22 protein-coding genes and 2 tRNA genes are annotated in these 23,000 nt (G+C 70.2%); 7 read left to right on the top strand and 17 right to left on the bottom strand.

Translation table 11 applies throughout. From position 1 onward, the window contains the following. Positions 1-28: 28 nt before the first annotated feature. The 6 genes from ACZ4LX_RS07265 to ACZ4LX_RS07240 are packed head-to-tail and all read right to left on the bottom strand — an operon-like array spanning position 29 to position 4,650. Positions 29-757 (bottom strand): class E sortase, encoded by a 729-nt coding sequence (locus tag ACZ4LX_RS07265; RefSeq protein ID WP_467640394.1) that lies wholly within the window; start codon positions 755-757, stop codon positions 29-31. A 34-nt stretch (positions 758-791) separates the two neighbouring features. Then, positions 792-2,243 carry a class E sortase gene (locus ACZ4LX_RS07260; RefSeq protein ID WP_467640397.1) on the bottom strand — a complete coding sequence of 484 codons (1,452 nt, stop codon included), beginning with the start codon at positions 2,241-2,243 and terminating at the stop codon, positions 792-794. Next, positions 2,240-2,878 carry an aminodeoxychorismate/anthranilate synthase component II gene (locus ACZ4LX_RS07255; RefSeq protein ID WP_467640400.1) on the bottom strand — a complete coding sequence of 213 codons (639 nt, stop codon included), beginning with the start codon at positions 2,876-2,878 and terminating at the stop codon, positions 2,240-2,242. Before ACZ4LX_RS07255 ends, ACZ4LX_RS07260 begins: the two co-directional genes overlap by 4 nt. Beyond that, entirely contained in the window at positions 2,875-3,063 is a 189-nt protein-coding gene (locus ACZ4LX_RS07250; protein WP_467640403.1) for a hypothetical protein, read from the bottom strand. Before ACZ4LX_RS07250 ends, ACZ4LX_RS07255 begins: the two co-directional genes overlap by 4 nt. 56 nt (positions 3,064-3,119) lie before the next feature. Continuing rightward, positions 3,120-3,857, bottom strand: coding sequence for a class E sortase (locus tag ACZ4LX_RS07245; protein ID WP_467640405.1), 738 nt, complete (start codon positions 3,855-3,857; stop codon positions 3,120-3,122). Between the two features lie 25 nt (positions 3,858-3,882). Then, positions 3,883-4,650, bottom strand: a complete 768-nt coding sequence (locus tag ACZ4LX_RS07240) for a DUF881 domain-containing protein (RefSeq protein WP_467640408.1) — start codon at positions 4,648-4,650, stop codon at positions 3,883-3,885. Between the two features lie 141 nt (positions 4,651-4,791). Here ACZ4LX_RS07240 and crgA point away from each other — a divergent pair, with 141 nt between their 5' ends. Next, a complete protein-coding gene (gene crgA, locus ACZ4LX_RS07235; protein ID WP_136326732.1) occupies positions 4,792-5,046 on the top strand; it encodes a cell division protein CrgA in 255 nt (84 codons plus the stop codon). 318 nt (positions 5,047-5,364) lie between these two features. Here the strand turns inward: crgA and ACZ4LX_RS07230 are convergent, their stop codons facing one another. Further along, positions 5,365-6,264, bottom strand: coding sequence for a rhomboid family intramembrane serine protease (locus ACZ4LX_RS07230; RefSeq protein WP_467640413.1), 900 nt, complete (start codon positions 6,262-6,264; stop codon positions 5,365-5,367). Positions 6,265-6,429: 165 nt separating this feature from the next. Beyond that, positions 6,430-6,957 carry a peptidylprolyl isomerase gene (locus tag ACZ4LX_RS07225; RefSeq protein WP_467640416.1) on the bottom strand — a complete coding sequence of 176 codons (528 nt, stop codon included), beginning with the start codon at positions 6,955-6,957 and terminating at the stop codon, positions 6,430-6,432. Positions 6,958-7,337: 380 nt separating this feature from the next. On the opposite strand from ACZ4LX_RS07225, the gene ACZ4LX_RS07220 reads away from it, so the two are divergent. Then, on the top strand, positions 7,338-8,063 hold the full coding sequence (locus ACZ4LX_RS07220) for a DUF5324 family protein (protein ID WP_467640419.1): 726 nt from the start codon (positions 7,338-7,340) through the stop codon (positions 8,061-8,063). A 121-nt stretch (positions 8,064-8,184) separates the two neighbouring features. Here the strand turns inward: ACZ4LX_RS07220 and ACZ4LX_RS07215 are convergent, their stop codons facing one another. Together ACZ4LX_RS07215 and ACZ4LX_RS07210 are read right to left on the bottom strand one after the other, a co-directional pair. Further along, on the bottom strand, positions 8,185-8,943 hold the full coding sequence (locus ACZ4LX_RS07215) for a response regulator (RefSeq protein ID WP_467640422.1): 759 nt from the start codon (positions 8,941-8,943) through the stop codon (positions 8,185-8,187). Further along, on the bottom strand, positions 8,940-10,202 hold the full coding sequence (locus tag ACZ4LX_RS07210; protein ID WP_467640578.1) for a sensor histidine kinase: 1,263 nt from the start codon (positions 10,200-10,202) through the stop codon (positions 8,940-8,942). The genes ACZ4LX_RS07215 and ACZ4LX_RS07210 overlap by 4 nt, the downstream gene beginning before the upstream one ends. Before the next feature lie 227 nt (positions 10,203-10,429). Here ACZ4LX_RS07210 and ACZ4LX_RS07205 point away from each other — a divergent pair, with 227 nt between their 5' ends. Both ACZ4LX_RS07205 and ACZ4LX_RS07200 read left to right on the top strand, forming a co-directional pair. Beyond that, positions 10,430-11,350 (top strand): ABC transporter ATP-binding protein, encoded by a 921-nt coding sequence (locus tag ACZ4LX_RS07205; RefSeq protein WP_467640425.1) that lies wholly within the window; start codon positions 10,430-10,432, stop codon positions 11,348-11,350. Then, positions 11,347-12,327, top strand: coding sequence for an ABC-2 transporter permease (locus tag ACZ4LX_RS07200; RefSeq protein ID WP_467640428.1), 981 nt, complete (start codon positions 11,347-11,349; stop codon positions 12,325-12,327). The genes ACZ4LX_RS07205 and ACZ4LX_RS07200 overlap by 4 nt, the downstream gene beginning before the upstream one ends. Positions 12,328-12,431: 104 nt before the next feature. On the opposite strand, the gene ACZ4LX_RS07195 is transcribed toward ACZ4LX_RS07200, so the two are convergent. Then, positions 12,432-12,504: transfer RNA gene (locus ACZ4LX_RS07195), tRNA-Ala, on the bottom strand. A gap of 170 nt (positions 12,505-12,674) precedes the next feature. On the opposite strand from ACZ4LX_RS07195, the gene ACZ4LX_RS07190 reads away from it, so the two are divergent. Together ACZ4LX_RS07190 and ACZ4LX_RS07185 are read left to right on the top strand one after the other, a co-directional pair. Further along, positions 12,675-13,226: a helix-turn-helix domain-containing protein gene (locus ACZ4LX_RS07190; protein ID WP_467640431.1), complete on the top strand. Its 552-nt coding sequence runs from the start codon at positions 12,675-12,677 to the stop codon at positions 13,224-13,226. Between the two features lie 82 nt (positions 13,227-13,308). After that, complete coding sequence (locus ACZ4LX_RS07185) at positions 13,309-14,745, top strand: serine/threonine-protein kinase (RefSeq protein WP_467640434.1); 1,437 nt, start codon at positions 13,309-13,311, stop codon at positions 14,743-14,745. A 64-nt stretch (positions 14,746-14,809) separates the two neighbouring features. Here the strand turns inward: ACZ4LX_RS07185 and ACZ4LX_RS07180 are convergent, their stop codons facing one another. From ACZ4LX_RS07180 to ACZ4LX_RS07170, 3 genes are all read right to left on the bottom strand, one after another. Next, positions 14,810-16,144 (bottom strand): hypothetical protein, encoded by a 1,335-nt coding sequence (locus ACZ4LX_RS07180; protein ID WP_467640437.1) that lies wholly within the window; start codon positions 16,142-16,144, stop codon positions 14,810-14,812. Then, the gene (locus ACZ4LX_RS07175; RefSeq protein WP_467640440.1) at positions 16,144-18,060 is read right to left on the bottom strand and encodes a vWA domain-containing protein; all 1,917 of its coding nucleotides are present in this window, start codon (positions 18,058-18,060) and stop codon (positions 16,144-16,146) included. Before ACZ4LX_RS07175 ends, ACZ4LX_RS07180 begins: the two co-directional genes overlap by 1 nt. A 183-nt stretch (positions 18,061-18,243) precedes the next feature. Continuing rightward, a complete protein-coding gene (locus ACZ4LX_RS07170; protein WP_003958712.1) occupies positions 18,244-18,378 on the bottom strand; it encodes a DLW-39 family protein in 135 nt (44 codons plus the stop codon). A 348-nt stretch (positions 18,379-18,726) separates the two neighbouring features. Between ACZ4LX_RS07170 and ACZ4LX_RS07165 the strand changes: the two genes are divergently transcribed. Then, positions 18,727-19,098 (top strand): DUF6344 domain-containing protein, encoded by a 372-nt coding sequence (locus ACZ4LX_RS07165; protein ID WP_467640443.1) that lies wholly within the window; start codon positions 18,727-18,729, stop codon positions 19,096-19,098. A 350-nt stretch (positions 19,099-19,448) separates the two neighbouring features. Here the strand turns inward: ACZ4LX_RS07165 and ACZ4LX_RS07160 are convergent. The 3 genes from ACZ4LX_RS07160 to gyrA all read right to left on the bottom strand — a co-directional run bounded on the left by ACZ4LX_RS07160 (position 19,449) and on the right by gyrA (position 22,971). Beyond that, positions 19,449-19,522: transfer RNA gene (locus ACZ4LX_RS07160), tRNA-Ile, on the bottom strand. Between the two features lie 77 nt (positions 19,523-19,599). Then, positions 19,600-20,208 carry a DUF3566 domain-containing protein gene (locus ACZ4LX_RS07155; RefSeq protein ID WP_467640446.1) on the bottom strand — a complete coding sequence of 203 codons (609 nt, stop codon included), beginning with the start codon at positions 20,206-20,208 and terminating at the stop codon, positions 19,600-19,602. Between the two features lie 93 nt (positions 20,209-20,301). Next, a complete protein-coding gene (gene gyrA / locus ACZ4LX_RS07150) occupies positions 20,302-22,971 on the bottom strand; it encodes a DNA gyrase subunit A (protein ID WP_467640449.1) in 2,670 nt (889 codons plus the stop codon). Positions 22,972-23,000: the final 29 nt, after the last annotated feature.

Here is a 23,000-nt window from a genome sequence, read left to right as displayed (position 1 = left end):
CCGGGGCCTCTGTTCGTCGTGGTGCGGGTCAGCGCAGTTCCGCCGGCTTCGTACGGTCGCGGTCGACCTTCTCCGTACGCACCAGCTCACCCCACACGATGTAGCGGTACTTCGACGTGAAGACGGGCGTGCACGTCGTCAGCGTGATGTAGCGGCCGGCCTTCTTCGCGCCCGAGCCCTTCGGGACCGGCTGGAGTACGTCGACGTTGTACTTCGACGTCTCGGGAAGCTCCTTGAAGACCTTGTAGACGTACCAGGTGTCCTTGGTCTCGAAGACGATCGGGTCCCCGGTCCGTACCTTGTCGATGTTGTGGAACTTCGCCCCGTGGCCGTCCCGATGCGCGGCCAGGGTGAAGTTGCCCTCCTTGTCCGAGGGAAGCGCCGACTTCACGGGATCGGTGTAGTAACCGGCGATCCCGTCGTTGAGGTTCTCGGTGTCGGTGCCCTTCTTGACGAGCACCTCGCCGTTCTTCATCGAGGGCACGTGCAGGAAGCCGATGCCGTCCCTGGTGTCCAGCGCGCCCGGGCCGTCGGCCCAGCGGTCGCGGACGGTGTGGCTCTGTTTGGTGGCCTCGCGGTCGGCGAGCACGTTCGTCCACCAGAGGGAGTAGACGACGAAGAGCCCGAGCACCAGGCCTGCGGTGATCAGGAGTTCACCGAAGACGCTGATGGCGGTCGCGACGGGATGACGCCCTCGGGGCCGCACCGGCGGCGCGGCCTCACCGGTCTGCTCTTCGTCCTCGGTCCTCGCTGCCACCGCACCGCCCCTGTCGTGATGTCGTTCGGCCCGTTCAGTCCAGGAGCGCGTCGGGCTTTCCCTTGCTGCGCGGCCGTTCGTCGACCATCTTGCCCCAGACGATCAAACGGTACGTACTCGTGAATTCGGGCGTACAGGTCGTGAGGGTGATGTAGCGGCCGGGCTTCTTGAATCCCGACTGCGGCGGCACCGCGCCGATGACCGACACATTGGACGGCGAGGTCTGGGGCAGGACGCTCGTCATCTCGTACGTGTAGTAGGCCTCCTGCGTCTCCACGACGATCTTGTCACCGGGTGTCAGCCGGTTGACGTAACGGAAGGGCTCGCCGTGCGTGTTGCGGTGGCCGGCCAGGGCGAAGTTGCCCTGTTTGTCCGAGGGCATCGCCGTGCGCAGCGGTTCCTCGCCGTAGTGCCCGACCATGCCCCGGTCGAGGACCTTCTCCTTGCTGATGCCTTCGGCGATCGGCGTGACCACGTCGAGTTTCGGGATGTGGATGATGGCGAAGCCCTCACCCGGCGCGAACGCACCGGGGCTGCGTTTGCCCTTGGCCCAGTCGTCCTGGATCTTGTGCGTCTCCTTGCCGGCCATCTGCTCGGCGCGCACGTTCGTCCACCACAGCTGATAGGTGACGAACAGCAGCATCAGTACGCCCAGCGAGATGAACAGCTCGCCGACCACCCGGCTCACGACGACCGCCGGGCTGTCCTTCGCCGCCTTGGCCGCCCGTCGCGCCTCGACGCGCGACATCGGCTTCGGGGGTATGCCGCCCTCGCCGTCGGCCCCCGCCGCCCCGGCCCCCGCCGGTGCGTCCCCGCGCCTGCGCCCCCGGCCCTTCGCCGCCCGGCGCCGCTCGGCCCGCCCGCCGGTGACCGGGGTGGCGACGTCCGGTTCCCCGGCGTCCCCAGGACCCGATTCGCGCGCGTGGTCCGGCCGCGGACGGGCCGTCGCCACCGGAAGCACCTCCGTCACCGCCTGGTCGGCGACGACCGCGTGCCGGATCTCCGCCTTCCGCAGCGCGACGGTCTCGTCGTGGCGGGGCAGCTGAGCGGCGGGCGCGACGGGTGACGCGGCGGCGGGCGGGATGACTGACCCGATGGCGGGCGGGACGGGTGGCGTCTCGCCGGCCGGAGCCCGCGTGGGCCCCTGGTGGCCGTACCAGTCCCGTTCGTAGCCCTCGGGGTCGTACCACTCACGTGGAGGTTCCTGGGCCGCCTGCGGCCCGTACGACGCCATCGTCGACGCCGTGCCGCTGCCTGGATCCGTCGCCCCGCCCCGGTCCGCGGCCGCCGGCGTCGCGGAAGTGCTCTCCGCCCGGAACCACGGCGACGCGTGACGCCCCGGCAGCGGGTCGTTCAGCGGGTCCGCCAGGTGGTCCACCGCTGCCTCGAACGCACCCGCCGCCCCGAACCCGTCCGGTTCGTACGGTCGGTCCGGTTCGTACAAACCGTCCTGTCCGGCGTCGGATCCGTGACGGGGTGGGGTCACGCGACGGCCTTGCCCACCACCGGCGCGAGTCCCGCCGACCTCTCGACGGCACCGGCGTCACCGCACTGCGCCAGCCAGTTCGCCAGCATCAGATGACCGTGCTCGGTGAGCACCGACTCCGGGTGGAACTGCACGCCCTCCACCGCCAGCTCCCGGTGGCGCAGCCCCATGATGATTCCGTCGGCCGTCCACGCGGTGACCTCGAGCTCCTCCGGAACCGTGGCCGGCTCGGCGGCGAGCGAATGGTAGCGGGTCGCGGTGAACGGCGAGGGCAGACCCGCGAAGACGCCTCTGCCCTCGTGGAGCACCGGGGACGTCTTGCCGTGCAGCAGCTCGGGGGCGCGGTCCACCACGCCGCCGTACGCCACCGCCATCGACTGCATGCCCAGGCAGACGCCGAAGACCGGGACGCCGGTCGCCGCGCAGTGCCGCACCATGTCGACGCAGACGCCCGCGTGCTCGGGGGTGCCGGGGCCGGGCGAGAGCAGGACGCCGTCGAAGCCGTCCTGGGCGTGGGCCGTGGTCACCTCGTCGTTGCGGAGCACCTCGCATTCGGCGCCCAGCTGGTAGAGGTACTGCACGAGGTTGAAGACGAAGCTGTCGTAGTTGTCCACGACCAGGATGCGGGCGCTCATCGAAGGGCCCCCATCGCGTTCGTGCCGTCGCCGTCCACCGTCACGTCGCCGAACGGAAGCAGTGGCTCCGCCCATGGGAAGACGTACTGGAACAGGACGTAGACGACCGCCAGGGCGAGCACGAGCGAAATGAACCCACGCACCCACGCGTTGCCCGGCAGATGCCGCCAGATCCAGCCGTACATGCTGACCCCTCCATTCGGTACGGGACCAGACTAGAGCCTGCCCCGAGAGCCGTGGGTCAGCTGTGGAAAGCCGCCGGCCTGCCCGCGGTCACGGGCTGGGTCGCGTCCAGGTGCGCCCAGGCGATCAGCCGGTGGCTGCTGCCCCATTCGGGATCGCACGTGGTCAGCGTCAGATAGCGGCCCGGCCCGTCGAATCCGGACTTCCGGGGAACCGGGTCGATGACACCGACATCGCTGGGCACGGTCCGGTAGGGCTTCTTGTCGATGCGGTACGTGAACCACGTCGTCCCGTCCGTCAGGAGCACCGCGTCACCGGGGCGCAGCTGCGGGAAGTCCTTGAACGGATCGCCGTAGGTGCGCCGGTGCCCCGCCACCGCGAAGTTGCCGGTCGCACCCGCCGCCGCGGTGCCCCGGTAGTGCCCGAGACCCTTCTGCAAGGTCTTGACCCCGGTGTTCTCCAGGACGGGCCACTCCCAGTCCTTCCCGAAGCGGGGTATGTAGAGCATCGCGAACGGCTTCCCGTCCCGGTACCCCGCGGCTGCGGGCCCCGGAACCGACGGCTTCGCGTCGGACGGCTTCGGGACGGACGGGGACGCCGATGTGGACGGGGTGGGGGCGGGCACGGCAACCGCCCCCCGCGCCCACTGTTCCTGCAGGTCGTCGATCTGGCCCTCGGTCGCGCCCGCGGCCTTCACCCCGGTCCAGAACAGAACGTAGACGACAAAGAGGACGATCAGGGTGCCGACGGTGAGGCACAGCTCGCTGAACGTCCTGACGATCAGTCGCACCGACACCGGTCGGCCTCCCCGCAGCTGCTCGCTACTTCACCGGCTCCGCATAGTGGAGATCCACTGTGCCCGAGTAGCCGGGAAGAGTCACCGCCCCGTGCTCGTCGACTTTCCAGCCGAGCCCGTACGCCTTCACGTACAGCAGGTAGTTCTGGATCGCCGGGGAGGCGTCGAGGGCCCCCTCCAGCTTTCCGGGATCACCGACGGCGGTGATCTTGTACGGCGGCGAGTAGACCCGCCCCTGGAGGATCAGGGTGTTGCCGACGCAGCGCACCGCGCTGGTGGAGATCAGCCGCTGGTCCATGACCTTGATGCCGCGGGCGCCGCCCTTCCACAAGGCGTTGACGACCGCCTGGAGATCCTGCTGGTGAATGACCAGGTCATTGGGTTGCGGATCGGGGTAGCCGGGGCTCGCGGTGGCGTTCGACGGGGCGTCGTCCAGGGTGACGGAGACCGCGCGGCCGGACAGCTTCGCGGTGCCCGCGGCGCGTTCCAGCGCCCTGAGCTTGACGTCCTCCGCCTTGGTGCTGCCGTCGTCGCGCTGGGCGAGGGTGTCGATCTCCTCGCGCATGGAGGCGGCGGACTCGTCCAGAGCGGCATTCTTCTCGCTGCGCTGCTGAATGAGATCGGAGAGTTTCAGCAGCGAGGAGTCCGTACGGATATTGGTGCCCTTGGCGGTATTGGCACTGGTGACGAAGATGAGGCCGGCCAGGGCGAAAACGGCAGCGGTGAGCACTTTGGCCGGATGCCGGAAGGTGCGCCGGACCGGCCCTGGGGGAGAGTCGGCAGAATTGCTCAACGTACCCTTATCTCCTTAGGCGCCACGGAAGCACTACGCTAACGGACGCCCGGGGGAGGCATCATTCCCCCTCGCGCCCAGCCCCGGCGCCAGCCACAGTTCCCTGCGCGGTCACGCAGCGCATCGACAGGAGAGTTCCTCGTGCCGAAGTCACGTATCCGCAAGAAGGCCGACTTCACGCCCCCTCCGGCGAAGCAGGCAACCAACATAAAGCTGACCAATCGCAGTTGGGTGGCGCCGGTGATGCTGGCGCTGTTCCTGATCGGTCTGGCCTGGATCGTCGTTTTCTACGTGACCGACGGCGACCTGCCGATCGACTCACTGGGCAACTGGAACATCGTCGTCGGCTTCGGCTTCATCGCCGGCGGCTTCGGCGTCTCGACCCAGTGGAAGTAGCTCCACGGACCGCGTAGGACCACAGCGGGCACCCGTCCCGCAACCCTTGCCCTGAGTTACCCACAGCGTTATCCACAGGCGGGGGAAAAGGTCAGACGATCTGTGGATAACTCATCGGCCGTTGACGCCGGTGTGACTGCGCCCGCCGCCCGACACAGACGGCACGCCCCTTGTCCTAGCTGGAGAAAGCTGGAAATGCCCAGCTCAGCGACAAGGGGCGCAGTTGTATCCGCAGGATGCACACGATCGCGCGCACGCTGTGGACAACTTCGATCACAAACGGTCCATAGAGGGCTCACGGCTTGCGTGGCACGGCACTCAGGTGAGTGCGGCCGTTCTGGCGACCACGATCAGGACCACCGCGGCCAGCACCACGGCGCAGGTGCCGTACTGCACGAGATTGCGCCGCTCCCGTGGGGCATGCACCATGCCGATCGCGATCAGCGCGCCGGCGATCAGCCCTCCGACATGCGCCTGCCAGGCGATTCCGCCCCAGGGGTTGAAGGTGATGACCAGGTTGATCGCCAGGATCGTGAAGACCGGACGCATGTCGTAGTTCAGCCGGCGCATCAGCACCACGGTGGCGCCCAGCAGGCCGAAGATGGCGCCCGAGGCACCCAGCGAGGGCTGGTTCGGCGCGGCGAGCCAGTAGGTCAGCGCGCTGCCCGCCAGCCCGGAGATCAGATAGAGCGCGAGATAGCGGACCCGGCCGAGGGCCGCTTCCAGCGGACCGCCGAGCCACCACAGGCCCAGCATGTTGAAGGCGATGTGCCAGATCTCCTGGTGCAGGAACATCGCCGTCACCAGCCGGTACCACTGGCCTTCCGCGACACCCTCGACCGGGCTGCCGATGTCATAGGGAGCCCGGCCCAGCAGCGCCAGGTCGTAGACCAGCGTCTCGTTGGCCAGCACCGCGGCAAACACCGCGATGTTGATCCCCAGGAGGATCTTGGTGATCAGCCGGGGGTCGGCCGCGATTCTGCCGCCGGCGAGCGTACGCGGGCGGGCGGCCGCCGGGTGGTGTCCCGTACCCGCCCCCTGGCGCACACAGTCCGGGCACTGGAAGCCGACCGAGGCGCTGACCATGCAGTCGGGGCAGATCGGGCGGTCGCAACGGGTGCAGCGGATCGCCATCCCCCGGTCCGGGTGGCGGTAACAGCCGGCCGGACCGTCGACGGACGGGGTCGGGTCCTGGCCGCGCGGCGGCTGCTGGTCCATCGGTCCCATCACTCCCGGTCCCCTAGGTCCTCGTCGCGGCGGAGCACGCACGGCGCCGCCCTGCGTGTCCGCTCTCTCAATCAAGTACGGACAGACAGGGCGGTTGGTTCCCGACGGAGGATCCGGACGGCGACCGGATAGTGACCGGACGGTGACGGCAGGCGATCAGCGCTTCTCGACGACGACCGACTCGATGACCACGTCCTGCAGCGGGCGGTCGGTGCGGTCGTTGGTCGGGGTGGCCGCGATGGCGTCCACCACCTTCTGGCTCGCCGGGTCCACCACCTCTCCGAAGATGGTGTGCTTGCGGGTCAGCCACGCGGTCGGCGACACCGTCACGAAGAACTGCGAGCCGTTGGTGCCCGGACCCGCGTTGGCCATCGCCAGCAGGTACGGCTTGGTGAAGGCGAGGTCGGGGTGGAACTCGTCACCGAACTCGTACCCGGGACCGCCGGTTCCGTTGCCCAGCGGGTCACCGCCCTGGATCATGAAACCGCTGATGACGCGGTGGAAGACGGTGCCGTCGTAGAGCCGGTCCGTGGTCTTGGCCCCGGTCGCGGGATGGGTCCACTCACGCTCACCGGTGGCGAGCTCGACGAAGTTCTTGACCGTCTTGGGCGCGTGGTTCGGCAGAAGCCGGATCTCGATGTCGCCCTGATTGGTCTTCAAGGTGGCGTAAAGCTGCTCGGCCACGATCTGCCTTCCGTAAGTCTGCTCTGAGGTCATCCGATCCTCGCACGGACCGCCCCGCCCGGCGCCCGGCCGCACTGCGCCGCACAGGCCCGGTACACCGTTCCGCCCCTCCCCGGCCGACGGTCCGCGGCTTCCCGCGTCGGCCGCCGGCGGAGGCCGGCGGAGACATGCGCCCCCGCGCGTGACGAACTGGCGCATGCCGGGGCAAACCGTGGCATTGTCGTCGGCAGGCTCCCCTTGCACCTGCTTGCCGCGAGGCATCCCTGATGGCCCGAATGACCCGGATGCCCGCCCCGCGTGCCGCACAGGTCCTCTGCAGGCATGATCTCGAATTGGGTGGAAAGGCGGAGTACCAACCCGCCACCAAGGAGGAGGATCCCGTGACCCGCATCGACAGCGTGCGCGCCGCAACCGACTCGGCGAGGGACAGCGTGCAGCACGCCGCGGTAGCGGTGGCGCCCTACGCCGACTCGGCCAAGGAACAGGCCGTTCACTACGCGCACGAGGCCCGCACACTGCTCGCGCCGAAGGTGTCGAAGGCAGCTCAGCAGGCCCGTGTCCAGTACGACGCGCACCTCGCACCACGTCTCGAACTCGCCCTCGCACACGTGCCCCCCAGAGTCGACGAGGCCGCCCGGAGCGCCGCGCTGCGCAGCCGCCGGGCCGCCCGGAGCGCCGCGGACTACACCGTCCCCCGCTTCGAGCACGCCATCGCCGCCGCTCAGCCCGTGGCCGAGGAGGCCACGGCCCGCAGCTCGGCCGCGCTGGCCGCGCTGCGCGGTCAGGTGACGGCGAAGGAGATCAGGAAGCTGACGCGGAAGCACGAACGGCGGGCCAGGTGCGGCCGCGCGTTCAAGGGACTGGCCGTGGCCGGAGTCCTCGCGGGCTGCGCCTACGCCGTCTGGCGCTGGTGGGACAAGCAGGCCAACCCCGACTGGCTGGTCGAGCCTCCCGCCCCCACCGAGGTCGACGACCGTGACCCGCTGACCTCGGTCGACGGGAGTGACCGGACGATCCTGGACCCGGAGGTCCGGGCCAAGCAGTCCGACGCGGAGGCGGAGGGACTGGACGCCCCGGACGGACAGGACCCGGACGACCGCCCCTGACCTCCCGCTGACGGGCCGCCGGCCTGTCGGCGCGCGGAGCGGAAAAGACCCCCTTGGCCTGCGACTTCGCAGATCAAGGGGGTCTGATCATGCGCAGCCTGGGAGATTCGGACGCCGGACGTCACCTTCGCGTCCCGGCCCCGCCGAACGGTGAGTCCCCGCCCGGATTCGTCGGGCCGGGAGCCGGGGCCGTGGCCCCGTCCCCCGCCCTGACCAGACCGGTCTCGTAGGCGAGAACCACCGCCTGGACCCGGTCGCGCAACTGGAGCTTGGCGAGGATGCGGGAGACGTGGGTCTTGACCGTGGTTTCGGAGAGGCTGAGACGGACGGCGAGTTCGGTGTTGCTCAGGCCCTGGGCGAGCAGGTGCAGAACGTCCCGCTCTCGCGGAGTCAGGGCGTCCAGGCCGGGATGCGGCGCGGCGGCCTCCGCTTCGGGCACCCGGCGGCCATGGCGCTCGATGAGGCGCCGGGTGATGGACGGGGCCAGAAGCGCATCGCCGGTACGCACGAGCCGGACGGCGGCGACGAGGTGTTCCGGGGTGACGTCCTTGAGGAGGAAGCCGCTGGCACCGGCCGACAGTGCCTCGTGGACGAGGTCGTCGAGGTCGAAGGTGGTCAGCATGATGACGCGGGGTGCGGTGACCGGGTCCGGAAATTCGCGCAGGATGCGGCGCACCGCCTCCAGGCCGTCGAGTCCGGGCATCCGGATGTCCATGAGGACGACATCGGGGCGCGTACGGAGCACGGCGTCCACGGCCTCGGCGCCGTTGGCCGCCTCGGCCACCACGTCGATGCCGTCAGCCACGAGAATCATGCGGAATCCGGTACGCACGAGCGCCTGGTCGTCGGCGACCACCACACGTACGGGGTGCCCGGTCACGACGGCTCCAGAGGGATCATGGCGGCAAGGCGATACCCTCCGCCGGGGGTCGGCCCGGTGTGGAGCGTGCCGCCGTAGACCGCGATCCTTTCCCGCAGTCCGATCAGCCCGTGCCCTCCGCCTCCCGCCGCGCCGGGACCCGGTGTGCCGCCCGTGTCCACGACCTCTGTGTGCAGGGCGCCGGAATCGTAGGCGAGCGCGACGCTCACGCTCGCGCCCCGCGCGTGCTTGGTGGTGTTGGTCAGCGCCTCCTGGACCACGCGGTAGACGGTGAGCCCGATGCCGGACGGGACCGGACGGCGGCTGCCGGTCACCGTCAGCCCGACGCTCAGGCCCGTGTCCCGTACCCGGCCCACGAGCGCGTCGAGTTCGTCCAGGCCGGGTTGCGGAGCGAGGTCCCTGGCCAGGGCAGCGGGATCGTCTTCCGCGTTCAGGGTGAGCAGCCCCATCGTGTGCCGCAGTTCCACCAACGCCGACCGGCCGGCGGCCTCCACCGCCAGGAGCGCCTGGCCGGCCGTCTCGGGTTCGCTGCCCATGATCTTCCGTGCCGCGCCGGCCTGGATGACCATCATGCTGACGTTGTGGGTGACCACGTCGTGCAGCTCGCGGGCGATACGGGCCCGCTCGCGCTCGGCAGCACGGCGCAGCTCCGCGGCCTGTTCCCGCTCCAGGTCCGCCATACGTTCCTGACGTGCGTCGGCCCGCAGCCGCCACTGCCGCATGCCGTCCGCGACGACGGCGAGCGGCAGCACGATGAGCAGCGCGACGTACTCGTTCTGAATGGTGGGTACGTCCGGGGTCCTGGCCCCGTTCAGGACGAGCAGCGCCACGGCGACGCTCACGAGCGTGGGTATCCGGTACGGGCTGTGCACAACGGCGGAGTACGTCGCGACCAGGGCCGCGTAGAGGATCATCCGCGCCTCACTGCCCGGCGCCATCAGTCCTGCGGCGATCACCGCCCAGAGCACGGCCAGCGGGTACCGGCGGCGCAGGGCGAGGGGCAGGGCGCACAGGAGCATCGGTCCCAGCGCGCCGACGTAGTTGCCGGAGCCCTCGACCACGCGCACGGTACCGTCGACGATCTTGTACGTACGGTCCATACCGACGCTCAGCCCGGAGTTGACCGCGGCGATCACGGCGAACAGGGCGAAGACACCGTCGAGGATCAGCTCACGCCTTGAGGGACGGGGCAAGGGACCCGTCGGCCGCTTCAGCGCCGCGAACCCGGCTCGCAGGCTGTCCGTCGCCGATACGTTCATCACCCGCCGATTGTCACAGGCCCCGCCACCCCGCGGCGTCCTCCTTTCAGCCCGTGCTCGCACGCCGGCGTACTTCGCTCGTCTACATCTCCCGGAGGACCCCGGCCCTGGTCCTCCGGGCGCAGGAGAGGAAAGGGTCCGGGCGCCGGACGCGCCCGCCCGCCCCCCGCTCGTAGCGTCCCAGCGACGCAGGTCACAGGGACCCGCACCGCCGAGGAGGACAACACGTGACTGCCGCATTGAGCGCCCGGGGCCTGGGCAAGAGATACCGACGGCGCTGGGCCCTGTCGGACTGCACCCTCGACGTTCCCGCGGGCCGCGTCGTCGGCCTGGTCGGCCCCAACGGAGCCGGCAAGTCAACCCTGCTGAACCTCGCCTCCGGCATGCTCGCCCCGACCACGGGCACCATCGAGGTCTGCGGGGGCCGCCCCGCCACCGGCTCCGCGCAGCTCGCCAGGGTCGGCTTCGTCGCCCAGGACACCCCCACGTACTCCGCCCTGACCGTCGCCGACCACCTCGCGCTCGGCGCCCGCCTCAACCCCGGCTGGGACGCCGCGCTCGCCCGCGACCGGATCCGCCGCATCGGCCTCGGTCCCGACCAGCGCGCCGGACGTCTGTCCGGCGGGCAGCGCGCCCAGCTCGCCCTCACGCTGGGCCTCGCCAAACGCCCCGATCTCCTCGTCCTCGACGAGCCGGTCGCCGCCCTGGACCCGCTGGCCCGCCGCGAGTTCCTCGACGACGTCACGGAGGCGATCGCCGGGCAGGAAATGAGCGTCCTGCTCTCCTCCCACCTGGTCTCCGACGTCGAACGGGTCTGCGACCACGTGATCGTGCTCGTCGACTCCCGCGTGCAGGTGAACGCCGGGCTCGCCGACCTGCTGACCGGACACCTCCGTGTGACCGGCCCGGCCGGTGTCCCGGCAGGCCTGCCCGCCCCCCACCACGCCCTCACCACGTCCCGTACCGCCGATGGCTGGACCACACACGTCGTACGCACCGACGCCCCGGCGCGGCTCCCCCACGATCCCGCGTGGACGGTCGAACCACTCTCCCTCGAAGACATCGTCCTGGCCTGCATCGGCCGCCGCACCACCTCCGCCCCGGGCCCCGGCCTCCGTACCGTCGACGCTCGGGAGACCCGCCGATGATCTGGCTGACCTGGCGACAGTTCCGCACCCAGGCAACGGTGTTCATCGGAGCGCTGACAGCCCTCGCCGCCCTTCTCGCCGCAACCGGTCCTCGCCTGGCCGACCTGCGCACCACCGCGGGGCGCGGTCTCGTGGCGCAGCTCACCGGCACCGAAACCGCCCTCTACTTCGTCGGCGGTGTCACCGTCCTCCTCGTACCGCCCCTGATCGGCATGTTCTGGGGCGCCCCGCTCGTCGCCCGCGAGCTGGAGAGCGGCACCCACCGCCTCGCCTGGAACCAGGGGGTCACCCGCAGCCGCTGGCTGCTGACCAAACTCGCCTTCACGGGTCTCGTCACCGTGGCCGCGAGCGGCCTGATCAGCTTCGCGGTCACCTGGTGGAGCAGCCCCGTCGACCAGGCCGTCGCCGCGGGCGGATCCGACAACACCGACAGCTTCGTCCCACGCATCGACCCGGCGGTCTTCAGCGCCCGCGGCATCGTTCCGCTCGGCTACGCCCTCTTCGCCTTCGTCCTGGGCGTCACCTTCGGCGTCATCATCCGCCGCACGCTCCCCGCCATGGCCGCCACCCTCGCCACGTACACCGCGGTTCTCCTGGCGATGCCGCTGTGGATCCGGGCCCACCTGGCCCCGGCCACCACCCTCACGGTCCCCTTCACCCACGACCGCATGGCGAACTACCTCCTCGACTCCGTCTCCCACGTCGACATCGGCAGACCGGACACCTGGACCGTCGCGGAGCAGACCCTCGACGCCACCGGACACCCCGCCCACGCCCTGCCACCCGCGTACACCGACTGCGACTCGATCAAGGCATGCGTCGACGCCCTCGCCCGGGCCGGCTACCACCAACGCGTCACCTATCAGGCCGCCGGCAACTTCTGGACCCTGCAGTGGGCGGAGACCGGTGTCTTCCTCGGCCTTGCCGTCGCCCTGGGTGCGCTGGCCGTCCGGTGGACCCGCAGACGTCTGGACTGACGGATTCGGCCGCACCAGCGGTGCTGCCGCACCAGCAACAGGAAAGCGGGATAAAAAAGGACCCCTCTGACTACGTTTCCGCAGTTCAGAGGGGTCCACCGAGGTGGAGCCTAGGAGATTCGAACTCCTGACATCTGCCTTGCAAAGGCAGCGCTCTACCAACTGAGCTAAGGCCCCGAACAGCGGGCAGCGTCCACCATCAGGTGTCGTGCGCCACCGCCGCAGACCAGAGTACCGGGTGACCCCCTGAATCCTCCAAAAAGATAGGGACTCCCGGTTGGCAACCACTCTCCGTAAGATGCTCGTCGAGGTTCGCAGCAGCGAAGCCGCAGCGAAGGGGAGACGCCATGGATGCAGCGCAGCAAGAGGCAACGGCCAGAGCCAGGGATCTCCAGCGAAGCTGGTACGGGGAGCCGCTGGGCGCGCTCTTCCGACGGCTGATAGATGATCTGGGCCTGAACCAGGCCCGGCTCGCCGCGGTGCTCGGGCTGTCCGCTCCCATGCTCTCCCAGCTCATGAGCGGCCAGCGGGCGAAGATCGGCAATCCCGCGGTCGTCCAGCGTGTCCAGGCGCTCCAGGAACTGGCCGGCCAGGTCGCGGACGGCAGCGTCAGCGCGGGAGAGGCCACCGAGCGCATGGAGGAGATCAAGAAGTCCCAGGGAGGCTCCGTGCTCACCGGTACCGGCCAGACCACGACGCACGGCGGCGGCGGCCCCACCGTCCGCCGCGTGGTCCGCGAGATCCAGTCACTGCTGCGGTCCGTCGCGGCCGCCGGTGACATCATCGATGCCGCCGACTCCCTCGCCCCGACCCACCCCGAACTGGCAGAGTTCCTCAGGGTGTACGGCGCGGGGCGCACCGCCGACGCGGTGGCGCACTACGAGGGACACCAGAACTAGTACCCCGCCCGGCAGCCGGAGGATCCGGGTCCGGGCGCAGGCACAACGACGCACGGACCTGGACGGGAGCGGGCGCAGCGCAATGGGTGAGGTCTTCGCCGGTCGGTACGAACTGATCGATCCGATCGGACGGGGTGGGGTCGGCGCTGTCTGGCGTGCCTGGGACCACCGACGCCGCCGATATGTGGCGGCCAAGGTCCTTCAGCAGAGCGACGCGCACACACTGCTGCGCTTCGTGCGTGAGCAGGCGCTGCGGATCGAGCATCCGCATGTGCTCGCCCCTGCGAGCTGGGCGGCGGACGACGACAAGGTCCTGTTCACCATGGACCTGGTCAGTGGCGGTTCGCTGGCCCATGTCATAGGCGACTACGGCCCGTTGCCCCCGAGGTTCGTCTGCACGCTGCTCGACCAGCTGCTGTCCGGGTTGTCGACGGTGCACGCCGAAGGGGTCGTACACCGGGACATCAAGCCCGCCAACATCCTGATGGAGGCCACCGGAACCGGCCGGCCGCATCTGCGGCTGTCCGACTTCGGCATCTCCATGCGCAAGGGCGAGCCCCGTCTCACCGAGACGAACTACGTGGTGGGGACTCCGGGTTACTTCGCACCCGAGCAGATGCTGGGCGCGGAGCCGGACTTCTCCGCGGACCTCTTCGCCGTCGGCCTCGTCGCCCTGTATCTGCTCCAGGGCCGGAAGCCCGACTCCCAGGCGCTCGTCGAGCACTTCGCCTCGCACGGGACGCCCAGCGCCCCCGAGGGCATTCCCGAGCCGCTCTGGCAGGTTCTCGCCGGGCTGCTGCAGCCGGACCCGCAGGCCCGGTTCCGTACCGCCACAGGCGCGCGCAAGGCCCTGACGGCAGCCGTCGAGATGCTGCCGGAGCCCGGGGCCGACGAGGAGCCCGTGGAGGTCTTCGACCAGATCGGCCCGCTGCCCGCGGGATTCGGCCCGACCGGCCCCGTACAGCCCCCGCAGGACCCGCAGACCTCCCAGACCTCTCAGACCTCGCAGAACCCACAGCCCCCGCAGACCTCCCAGGCTGCCCAGATCCCCCAGCCGGCGGACGGACAGCCGGTGACCGAGCAGCACGCCCACGAACACCGGGCCACCGGACAGCAGTCGTACGGGCACCCTCCGGCCGCGATGTCGGAGACGGGCAGCTTCCACCTCCCGCCGCCCCCGCCGCAGGCCGCACCCGTACCCGTACCCGCGCCCCAGGCCGCCGCGCATCCCCTCACTCCGCACTCCCCGGCCCACCCGGCAGCCCCCTTCCCCGCCGCCGTACCGGATCCCTCGCAGGCCCCCACCTCCCCGGTGCGGCACGAGCAGCCGCCCACCCGCGCCTATACCGGCCAGTACCCGCACGCCCCGGTCGCGGCACACGTCCCGTCGCCCGCGTCGCACGCGGCTCCGCACGCCCCGCGAACGCGTCCGGGACCGTCCCCGAAGGTGGCGGTCCCGGTGCTGCTGGTGGCGCTGGTCTGTTTCGCCGTGGGCATCTGGGCGCTGACCCAGGCCTGAGCCGAGGCCGAACCGGCCCGGGGACCGCGCCGGTTCGGCCTGCCGCACCGGCGCGGTCCCCGGCCTACCAGGCCTGCGGCGGCGGCCCTCCGTACGGAGGCTGCCCGGTGACGGCGGCGACACGGCGCCGGGCGATGAGCATCCACGCGCCCAGCGCCAGGACCAGCACGGTGCCCGCGCCGATCCCCGCCGCGCCGATCAGCTTCATGTGGTCGCTCTTGCTCGCGGCGGCCTGCGGGCCGCTCCGGCCGCTCCTGGCCAGGTCCTTGTCGTCATCCGTGACCGCGAAGATCCCGGGATCGCCCGCGTACGGCGTCTTGCCGGCCGTGCCGTCGACCTTGACCGACAGCGTCAGCGGGAACGGCTCGCTGCCGTAGTCCTTGGCGACCTCGGGGCTCAGCGAGACGGACAGGTAGTACCAGCCCGCGAAGCGCATGGCGCTGACGCTGCTGCTGGAGTCGAACCTGTTCCGGTACGCGACCGGAGGCACCGGGTCCAGCGAGACGGATGCCGGCTTGCCCGCGTACGCCATCGGCGACGCGTCGTCGACATGGCCCTGGGCCGGGTTGTCCAGGGACAGGGCGAGCGCGCTGCCGATGTACTCGTCGGAGGCGGGGCTGTTGCCGAGGCCGGCCGTGGCGAAGATCTGCTGCCCCCAGTCCAGCGGAACGCGGTAGAAGAGGGTCTGTCCCGGCTTGATCCCGTCCTTCCACTCACCCGTGTCCAGACTCGTCGCGTCGTAGTAACTGGTGCCGCCGTGCCTGCGGTTGTCGGAGACGGGCGTGGGCGGCGCGGGTGAGGCGGACGGCCAGTCCTCCGGCGCCTCGGTCGGCATCGCGGCGTCGTCGGCGAGCTGCGGCTCCGAGGTGTAGCGCAGTTCGAGATCCCACTCCTCGGGCCCCGAGGTGGCCTTGGTCTCGCGCTCGACCAGGACGTTGTACGTACCGGGGCCCTGGCAGGTGCCGCTGTCCTTCTCCACGACCCGGTAGGCGTACGCGGTGATCGGGCGGGGGAACTCGGCGGACGCGAAGTTGGCCTCCTCGGAGCTGCACCGCAGGTCCGAACTGTCCCTGATGCTGACCGTGATTCCGTCCCCGTAGGCGACCTTGCCGCCGCCCCTGGGCACGGCGACGGCCGAGACGTACGCGTTGGTCGTCGCGTCCAGGTTCAGGCGGTAGTAGAGCTTCTCGCCGACCTTGATCGAACTCTTGTGGACCGAACCGGCCTTGAGCTCCGTCGCATCGGTGTTGACCGCAGCGCCGCTCACCGCCTTCGCCTCCGGGTCGAAGGCGTACGGAGCGGCGTCACCGGACCCGTACGCCGCTCCCGGCAGCGCCACCACCGCGCACATCGCCGCGACCACGGCCGGCGCCACCCGGCCCCTGCTGCGCTGCCTCATCACGCGCTTCCCCTCGTCGTCCGTGCGGCTGCCCCGCGGCGGCTGCGTACATATACGAACACAGCGACCAGCACAGCCATGACGGCCGCCCCGGCAGCAGCCGCGATGCCGGTCCATCCTGCCCCTCCCGCACCACCGGTGTCTGCGGACGCGATCGAATCGGCCTTGTGCCCGGGGCCCCGCGCGGCCGTACCACCGGGCTTCTTCGCCGCCGCGGGAGCGCCGTGCTCGGGACCGGTCCGTTCCTCTCCGGGCACCGACACCCTCAGCACCAGACCGATCTGCGGATTCTCGGCGATCTCCGCGGCCTGCGCGCCCAGCGTCACCGAGATGTAGAAGCCGCCGTCGGTGTGCACCGGCTGGACGTCGGTCCGGTTCTCGTAGCGGTTGGTCCAGGCGACCGGAACCCCGCCCATCGCCACGGCCGCGGGACGGCCGCTGTATATCGCGTGCGGGTTGAACTCCGTGCCTCCGGTGAGCGGGTGGCGCGCCGGCGTGTAGAGCCGGGTCGCCCCGTAGGAGTACGTGACCGTGGAACGGTCCACCGTGGGCTCGTTCGCGAACTCCACGTCGTAGCGCACCTGCTGGCCCCAGTCCGCCGGCACCTTGTACCAGAGCGTCTGGGACGGCAGGATCCGGTCGCGCCACACGCCCTCGCCGATCGTCTCGGCGTCGTTGAAGCCGGTGCCCCCGCGAACGTCACGGGGCTCACCCGTCGGCAGGGCGGCCTTCCTGCCGCCCGAGCCGTACTCCGTCTGCGACTGGGCGGGGGTCACCCCCTCCGCCAGCGGTGCCTCGACCCCGTACACCAGCTCAACGGGCCAACGCGCCGCGTCGGAGCCCTTCTTGCTCTCCCGCTCCACCACCAGCCGGTACCGGCCGGCGCGGTCACAGGTGCGGGTTCCCTGCTCCGAGCGGACGCGGGCGACCGCCGAAGTGAGCGGAACCGCTCCCTCCTTCTGCAGGAAGCGCTCGGTGTGCGTCCCGCAGGAGCCGTTCCCGTCGTACTCGATCGTGGTGCTCAGCGCGTCGAACGTGTCCACGGCGGCCCCGGGTTGCGGCACCGCCGTCGCCGCGAAGTCCACCGTGGACACGGCGTCCAGATCGACCGCGTAGTAACGCTTCTCACCCGGCCCGATGGTGTCCAGATACTGCCCGGGCACGAGCACGGGGGCCCTGTCGGCTGTGGCAGCGCCCGCCACCCGCTCGCCCCGCAGGCGGTAGCCGTCGGCGGAGAGCTGGGAGGCGCGCTGGAGCTGACGGGCCAGCGCCTCGGCGTCCGGTGCGTCGTAGTAACGGCCGTTGCCCGCGTTCGCGATGCACTCCAACTGCTTGCGGGCCGCGCCCTTCACCTGGAATCCGACGGTGTCGATCCGCAGCCCGACCCCCTCCTTGCCGAGCTGCTCGGCGACCTCGCAGGGCTGCGGCGTACCGCAGTTGTCCTCGCCGTCGGAGATCAGCAGGATCGTTCGCGTACCGATGGCCCCGTGCGCGGGCTGAGGCAGGTCCTGCGCGGCCTTGCGAAGCGACAGGCCGATGGGGGTGTCCCCCCTGGGACGCACGGCCTCCACCGCCCGCTTCATCGCGGCCCTGTCGAGCGTGCGCACGGGGCGTACGAGCCGGGTGTCCGCGCAGCCCTGCGGCCGGTCGGCCCCGTACACCCGCAGTCCGGTGGGAAATCCGTCCGGGAGGCCGTCCACGACCGTGGAGACGGCCGTACGGGCACTCTCCATCCGGGTGCGCCCCGTACCGTCTTCGTCCCCCATGGATCCGGACGAGTCGAGCACCATGACCAGGCTGCCGCTCCCCTGGGACCGGACCGTGTCAGGTGCGCCGACGGCGACCGCCGGGTCCGCCATGACCGGCACCGCGCCCACTGCCAGGGCGAGCAGCGCCCCGCCGGTCCATGTCCTCATCCGCACAGTGCGGTGGTGATCGCGTGCCCTCACGCATGCCCCCTCGACCGAGTTCCCGGCTTCTTTGCTTAAGCAACCTATTGATTTGCTTAGGTGAACTCAAGGGCACAGGCGTCACGGTCCCGCAACAGCACGAAGCCCCGGCCGCATCCGCGACCGGGGCCCGCTACAGGCTGTTCCGTCTCACACACCCGAACCTGCGGGCACGGAGTCAGTCGCCTCCGTCCACAGATCCTGCTCGGCGCGATCCGCCTGGATCTGGCGGTACACGAGGAGCCCGCCGATGGCGGCCAGTGCGACCAGGAGAAGCTTCTTCACCGCGCGACCTCGTCTTTCCTTGGCATTGGGGAGTTCTGCTGACCGACTATACACATCGGCCGATATCGACCGGTGACCTCCCCGCAACCCAACTGGCGCCTACGGAGGAGCGATCACCGGAGGGATGTGCACCGGCCGGCCGTCGAGTACGGACGCCCGCCGGGAGCCCCCGGGCCGCGCCCGCCCCGGTCCGGCCCGGCCCGGACCGCGCGTCCCGGAGCCGGTTGCACCATACGAGTGGTGTTCATCTGAAGAACGGCATATCGGTGGCGTCGGTCCACGAAAACGCGAGCCGGATCCACATCATCAGAAAGGTAAGCAAAACGGACCACCTGAAAGTGAGGGGCCATGAGCACCTTCAAGGCCAAGAGCATCTGGACCGCCCTCGTCACCGCGTTCTTCGCCCTGCTCGCGTCGCTGGGCTTCGCGAGCACCACCGCCTCGGCCACGGAAGCCACGGTCACGGAGCCGGCGGCCACGAGCCACGAGCACAGGGCCGCGACCCCGGCAACTCCGAACGCCCCGTCGGTGCGATGGACCCTTCCGCGTGACCGGGCGCTGCCACCCACGATGAAGCAGCGCATCCGCGCCGAGGCGCACGGCTCCTCACCCGCGACCCGGCAGCTGTCCGCGGACACGACGGACACCGCGCACACCACCGGCACCGCCCGCGCCTCGCACGGCGCCCCTGCGGGAGACGCGTCCCTCCTCCCGCCCTGAGAGCGGCGCACCTGACACTGCGAGGCCCCTGGCCCGGGATTCCCCGGCGGGGGCCTTCTTCATGCCCGGACACGTTTCCGCCCGGTACACCGATGCCGCGCCCCGGCGAACTCGCACAGCACCCGCCCACCGCCGCACCGCCCGCCGGGCGGCAACGGAGCGCGCGCAGTGCTCCGCGGTACGGCCGACGCCCCGGGACGGTCCACGGCTTCGGCCGCGAACCCGGCCCCACGCCGCTGCGCCCCGGTACCGGTCATGGCTGCCGCCCCTGGCCCCTGGTTCTTGACGGGACAACGCAAGACATACGCCGAAGGCCCCCCACCGGTACCGGTGGGGGGCCTTCGTTGAAGTGGGGCTAACAGGATTTGAACCTGTGGCCTCATCCTTATCAGGGATGCGCTCTAACCAACTGAGCTATAGCCCCGCCGCGCTTTTGTGTCGCGCTGACGTGAAGAAGATTAGCGCACGTCGGGGCCAGTCCCAAAATCGATACCCGCGTCGCTACTCGTCCTCGGCCAGCGTCAGCTCGACGCCGCCCACGAAGCCCGCCGACAGGTTGTAGATGAAGGCGCCCAGCGTCGCCAGCGCGGTCGCCAGCACCACGTCGATCACGGCGATGACCGAGGTGAAGATCAGCACCCGCGGCAGGGACAGGAACGACTGCAGGTCGAAGCCGTTGCCCTCGTTGGAACCGGTCGCCTCGCTGATCGTGCCGCCGACGGTCTCGAAGACGCCCATCGCGTCCATGACCATCCACAGCACCGCCGACGCGACCACCGTGCAGATGCCGAGCGCGATGGACAGCAGGAAGCTGACCTTCATCACCGACCACGGATCGGCCTTGGCCACACGCAGACGTGCCTTGCGGGTACGCGGAGTCGTCCGCGCCCCCGTCCGGGGTCTACGGGTCGCCTGGGCAGCTCCCGCGCCCTGCATGGCGCCCTGCCGCCCCCCGTGGGACCGGCCACCCTGGGTCCCGCCCGGGGGCGAGGGGTAGGCCTGCGGCGGGTGGTACGGGCCCGCCTGGCCCGGTGCGGGTTCGCGTTCACCGGGCAACGGCCCGGTCGCGTAACCCTCGTACTGGGGCTGAGGGCCCCTGGTATCCGTCACAGTGCCCCCTTGGGAGTCCGTGGCAGAGCCACGGGCGCCGTTCCCGCCGGCTTCGGAAGCGGCCGAACCGGCGCCCGTGGCTCCACTCACGCTCTACTCCTCGTGCTCCCCGGTCGAGGACGTGTTGCCCTCGACTGTGCCGTCGGCCGTGTTCTCGGCAGTCGCGTCGGCCGTGGTGGCCTCTGCTGTCACTGCCCCGGCCGACTCGCCTTCGGCATCGGGGTCGACGGATCCGTCGACCTCCTCGGCCTCACGGCCTGCCTCGGCGTTGCGCGCGATGCCCACAACGGCGTCTCGCTTGCCCAGATTGATCAGTTGGACGCCCATGGTGTCACGGCCCGTCTCCCTGACTTCATTGACTCGCGTACGAATCACACCACCGCCGAGCGTGATGGCCAGGATCTCGTCCGTCTCCTCGACCACCAGCGCACCGACCAGCGAGCCCCGGTCCTCCACGATCTTGGCGGCCTTGATGCCCAGGCCGCCGCGACCCTGAACGCGGTACTCGTCGACAGGGGTCCGCTTCGCGTACCCGCCGTCAGTGGCAGTGAACACGAAAGTACCGGGCCGGACGACATTCATCGAGAGCAGTTCGTCTCCCTCGCGGAAACTCATGCCCTTGACACCCGAAGTGGCGCGGCCCATCGGGCGCAGCGCTTCGTCCGTCGCGGTGAACCTGATCGACTGGGCCTTCCTGCTGATGAGCAGCAGGTCGTCCTCGGACGACACGAGCTCCGCGCCGATCAGCTCGTCGTCACTGCCATCGGCCGTCTCGCGCAGGTTGATGGCGATGACACCGCCGGAACGAGGCGAGTCGTAGTCCTTCAGCGCGGTCTTCTTCACCAGACCGCCCTTCGTCGCGAGGATCAGGTACGGCGCGGCGTCGTAGTCGCGGATCGCCAGGATCTGCGCGATCTCCTCGTCCGGCTGGAAGGCCAGCAGGTTGGCCACGTGCTGGCCGCGGGCGTCGCGGCCGGCGTCCGGGAGCTCGTAGGCCTTGGCCCGGTACACCCGGCCCTTGTTGGTGAAGAACAGCAGCCAGTGGTGCGTCGTCGACACGAAGAAGTGGTTGACGATGTCGTCTTCCTTGAGCTTCGTGCCGCGCACCCCCTTGCCGCCGCGCTTCTGCGAGCGGTAGTCGTCCGTCTTCGTGCGCTTCACATAGCCGCCGCGGGAGATCGTGACGACGATGTCCTCCTCGGCGATCAGGTCCTCGATGGACATGTCGCCGTCGAAGGGCACGAGCTTGGACCGCCGGTCGTCGCCGAACTTGTCGACGATCGCCGCCAGCTCCTCGCTGACGATCTGCCGCTGCCGCTCGGGCGACACCAGGATCGCGTTGTACTCGTTGATCTTCGCCTGGAGCTCGTCGTGCTCGGCGGTGATCTTCTGGTGCTCCAGCGCGGCCAGCCGGCGCAGCTGCATCTCCAGGATCGCGTTCGCCTGGATCTCGTCGATCTCCAGCAGGCCCATCAGGCCCTCACGCGCGACCTCGACGGTCTGGCTGCGCCGGATGAGGGCGATGACCTCGTCGATGGCGTCCAGGGCCTTGAGCAGCCCGCGCAGGATGTGCGCGCGCTCCTCGGCCTTGCGCAGCCGGAACCTCGTACGCCGGACGATGACCTCGATCTGGTGCGTCACCCAGTGGCGGATGAACGCGTCGATCGACAGGGTGCGCGGCACCCCGTCCACCAGCGCCAGCATGTTGGCGCCGAAGTTGGACTGCAGGTCGGTGTGCTTGTACAGGTTGTTCAGTACGACCTTGGCGACCGCGTCCCGCTTCAGCACGACGACCAGACGCTGGCCCGTGCGCGACGAGGTCTCGTCACGGACGTCCGCGATGCCGCCGACCTTGCCGTCCTTGACCAGGTCGGCGATCTTCTGGGCGAGGTTGTCGGGGTTGGTCTGGTACGGAAGCTCCGTCACGACCAGGCACTGGCGGTTCTGGATCTCCTCAACCGCCACGACCGCGCGCATCGTGATCGAACCACGGCCCGTGCGGTACGCCTCCTCGATGCCCTTGCGGCCCACGACGAGCGCGCCCGTCGGGAAGTCCGGGCCCTTGATCCGTTCGAGGAGGGCGTCCAGGAGCTCCTCCTGCGAGGCCTCCGGGTGCTCCAGGTACCACTGGGCGCCGGACGCGACCTCGCGCAGGTTGTGCGGCGGGATGTTGGTCGCCATGCCGACCGCGATGCCCGCCGAACCGTTGATCAGCAGGTTCGGGAAGCGCGCCGGCAGAACCACCGGCTCCTGGTTGCGGCCGTCGTAGTTGTCCTTGAAGTCGACGGTCTCCTCGTCGATGTCCCGGACCATCTCCATGGACAGCGGCATCATCTTGCACTCGGTGTACCGCATGGCGGCGGCCGGGTCGTTGCCCGGAGAACCGAAGTTGCCGTTGGAGTCCACCAGCGGCATGCGCATCGACCAGTGCTGCGCCAGGCGGACCAGGGCGTCGTAGATCGAGGAGTCGCCGTGCGGGTGGTACGTACCCATGACGTCACCGACGACGCGGGCGCACTTGTAGAAGCCCTTCTCGGGCCGGTAGCCGCCGTCGTACATCGCGTACAGCACCCGGCGGTGGACGGGCTTGAGACCGTCCCGCACGTCGGGCAGGGCGCGCGACACGATGACGGACATCGCGTAGTCGAGGTAGGAGCGCTGCATCTCCGTCTCGAGCCCGACGGGCTCGACACGCATGCCCACGCCCTCGACGGGCGGGACCTCTTCGGGCGTCACGGGGGCAGGGGTGTTCTCGTCGGCCATTGCTGGTCAAAGTCCTTTCGCGCTGCGGC

It is taken from the genome of Streptomyces sp. NPDC026062 (assembly GCF_055568375.1).
This window is presented reverse-complemented; position numbering and strand designations above follow the sequence as displayed.

Bases quoted from the DNA above. Each gene is read 5' to 3' on its own strand.
- ACZ4LX_RS07255 (WP_467640400.1), bottom strand. From the start codon at position 2,878: ATGAGCGCCCGCATCCTGGTCGTGGACAACTACGACAGCTTCGTCTTC.
- ACZ4LX_RS07250 (WP_467640403.1), bottom strand. From the start codon at position 3,063: ATGTACGGCTGGATCTGGCGGCATCTGCCGGGCAACGCGTGGGTGCGT.
- ACZ4LX_RS07230 (WP_467640413.1), bottom strand. From the start codon at position 6,264: ATGGACCAGCAGCCGCCGCGCGGCCAGGACCCGACCCCGTCCGTCGAC.
- ACZ4LX_RS07210 (WP_467640578.1), bottom strand. From the start codon at position 10,202: ATGAACGTATCGGCGACGGACAGCCTGCGAGCCGGGTTCGCGGCGCTG.
- ACZ4LX_RS07200 (WP_467640428.1), top strand. From the start codon at position 11,347: ATGATCTGGCTGACCTGGCGACAGTTCCGCACCCAGGCAACGGTGTTC.
- ACZ4LX_RS07190 (WP_467640431.1), top strand. From the start codon at position 12,675: ATGGATGCAGCGCAGCAAGAGGCAACGGCCAGAGCCAGGGATCTCCAG.
- ACZ4LX_RS07185 (WP_467640434.1), top strand. From the start codon at position 13,309: ATGGGTGAGGTCTTCGCCGGTCGGTACGAACTGATCGATCCGATCGGA.
- ACZ4LX_RS07180 (WP_467640437.1), bottom strand. From the start codon at position 16,144: ATGAGGCAGCGCAGCAGGGGCCGGGTGGCGCCGGCCGTGGTCGCGGCG.
- ACZ4LX_RS07175 (WP_467640440.1), bottom strand. From the start codon at position 18,060: ATGAGGACATGGACCGGCGGGGCGCTGCTCGCCCTGGCAGTGGGCGCG.
- ACZ4LX_RS07165 (WP_467640443.1), top strand. From the start codon at position 18,727: ATGAGCACCTTCAAGGCCAAGAGCATCTGGACCGCCCTCGTCACCGCG.
- gyrA (WP_467640449.1), bottom strand. From the start codon at position 22,971: ATGGCCGACGAGAACACCCCTGCCCCCGTGACGCCCGAAGAGGTCCCG.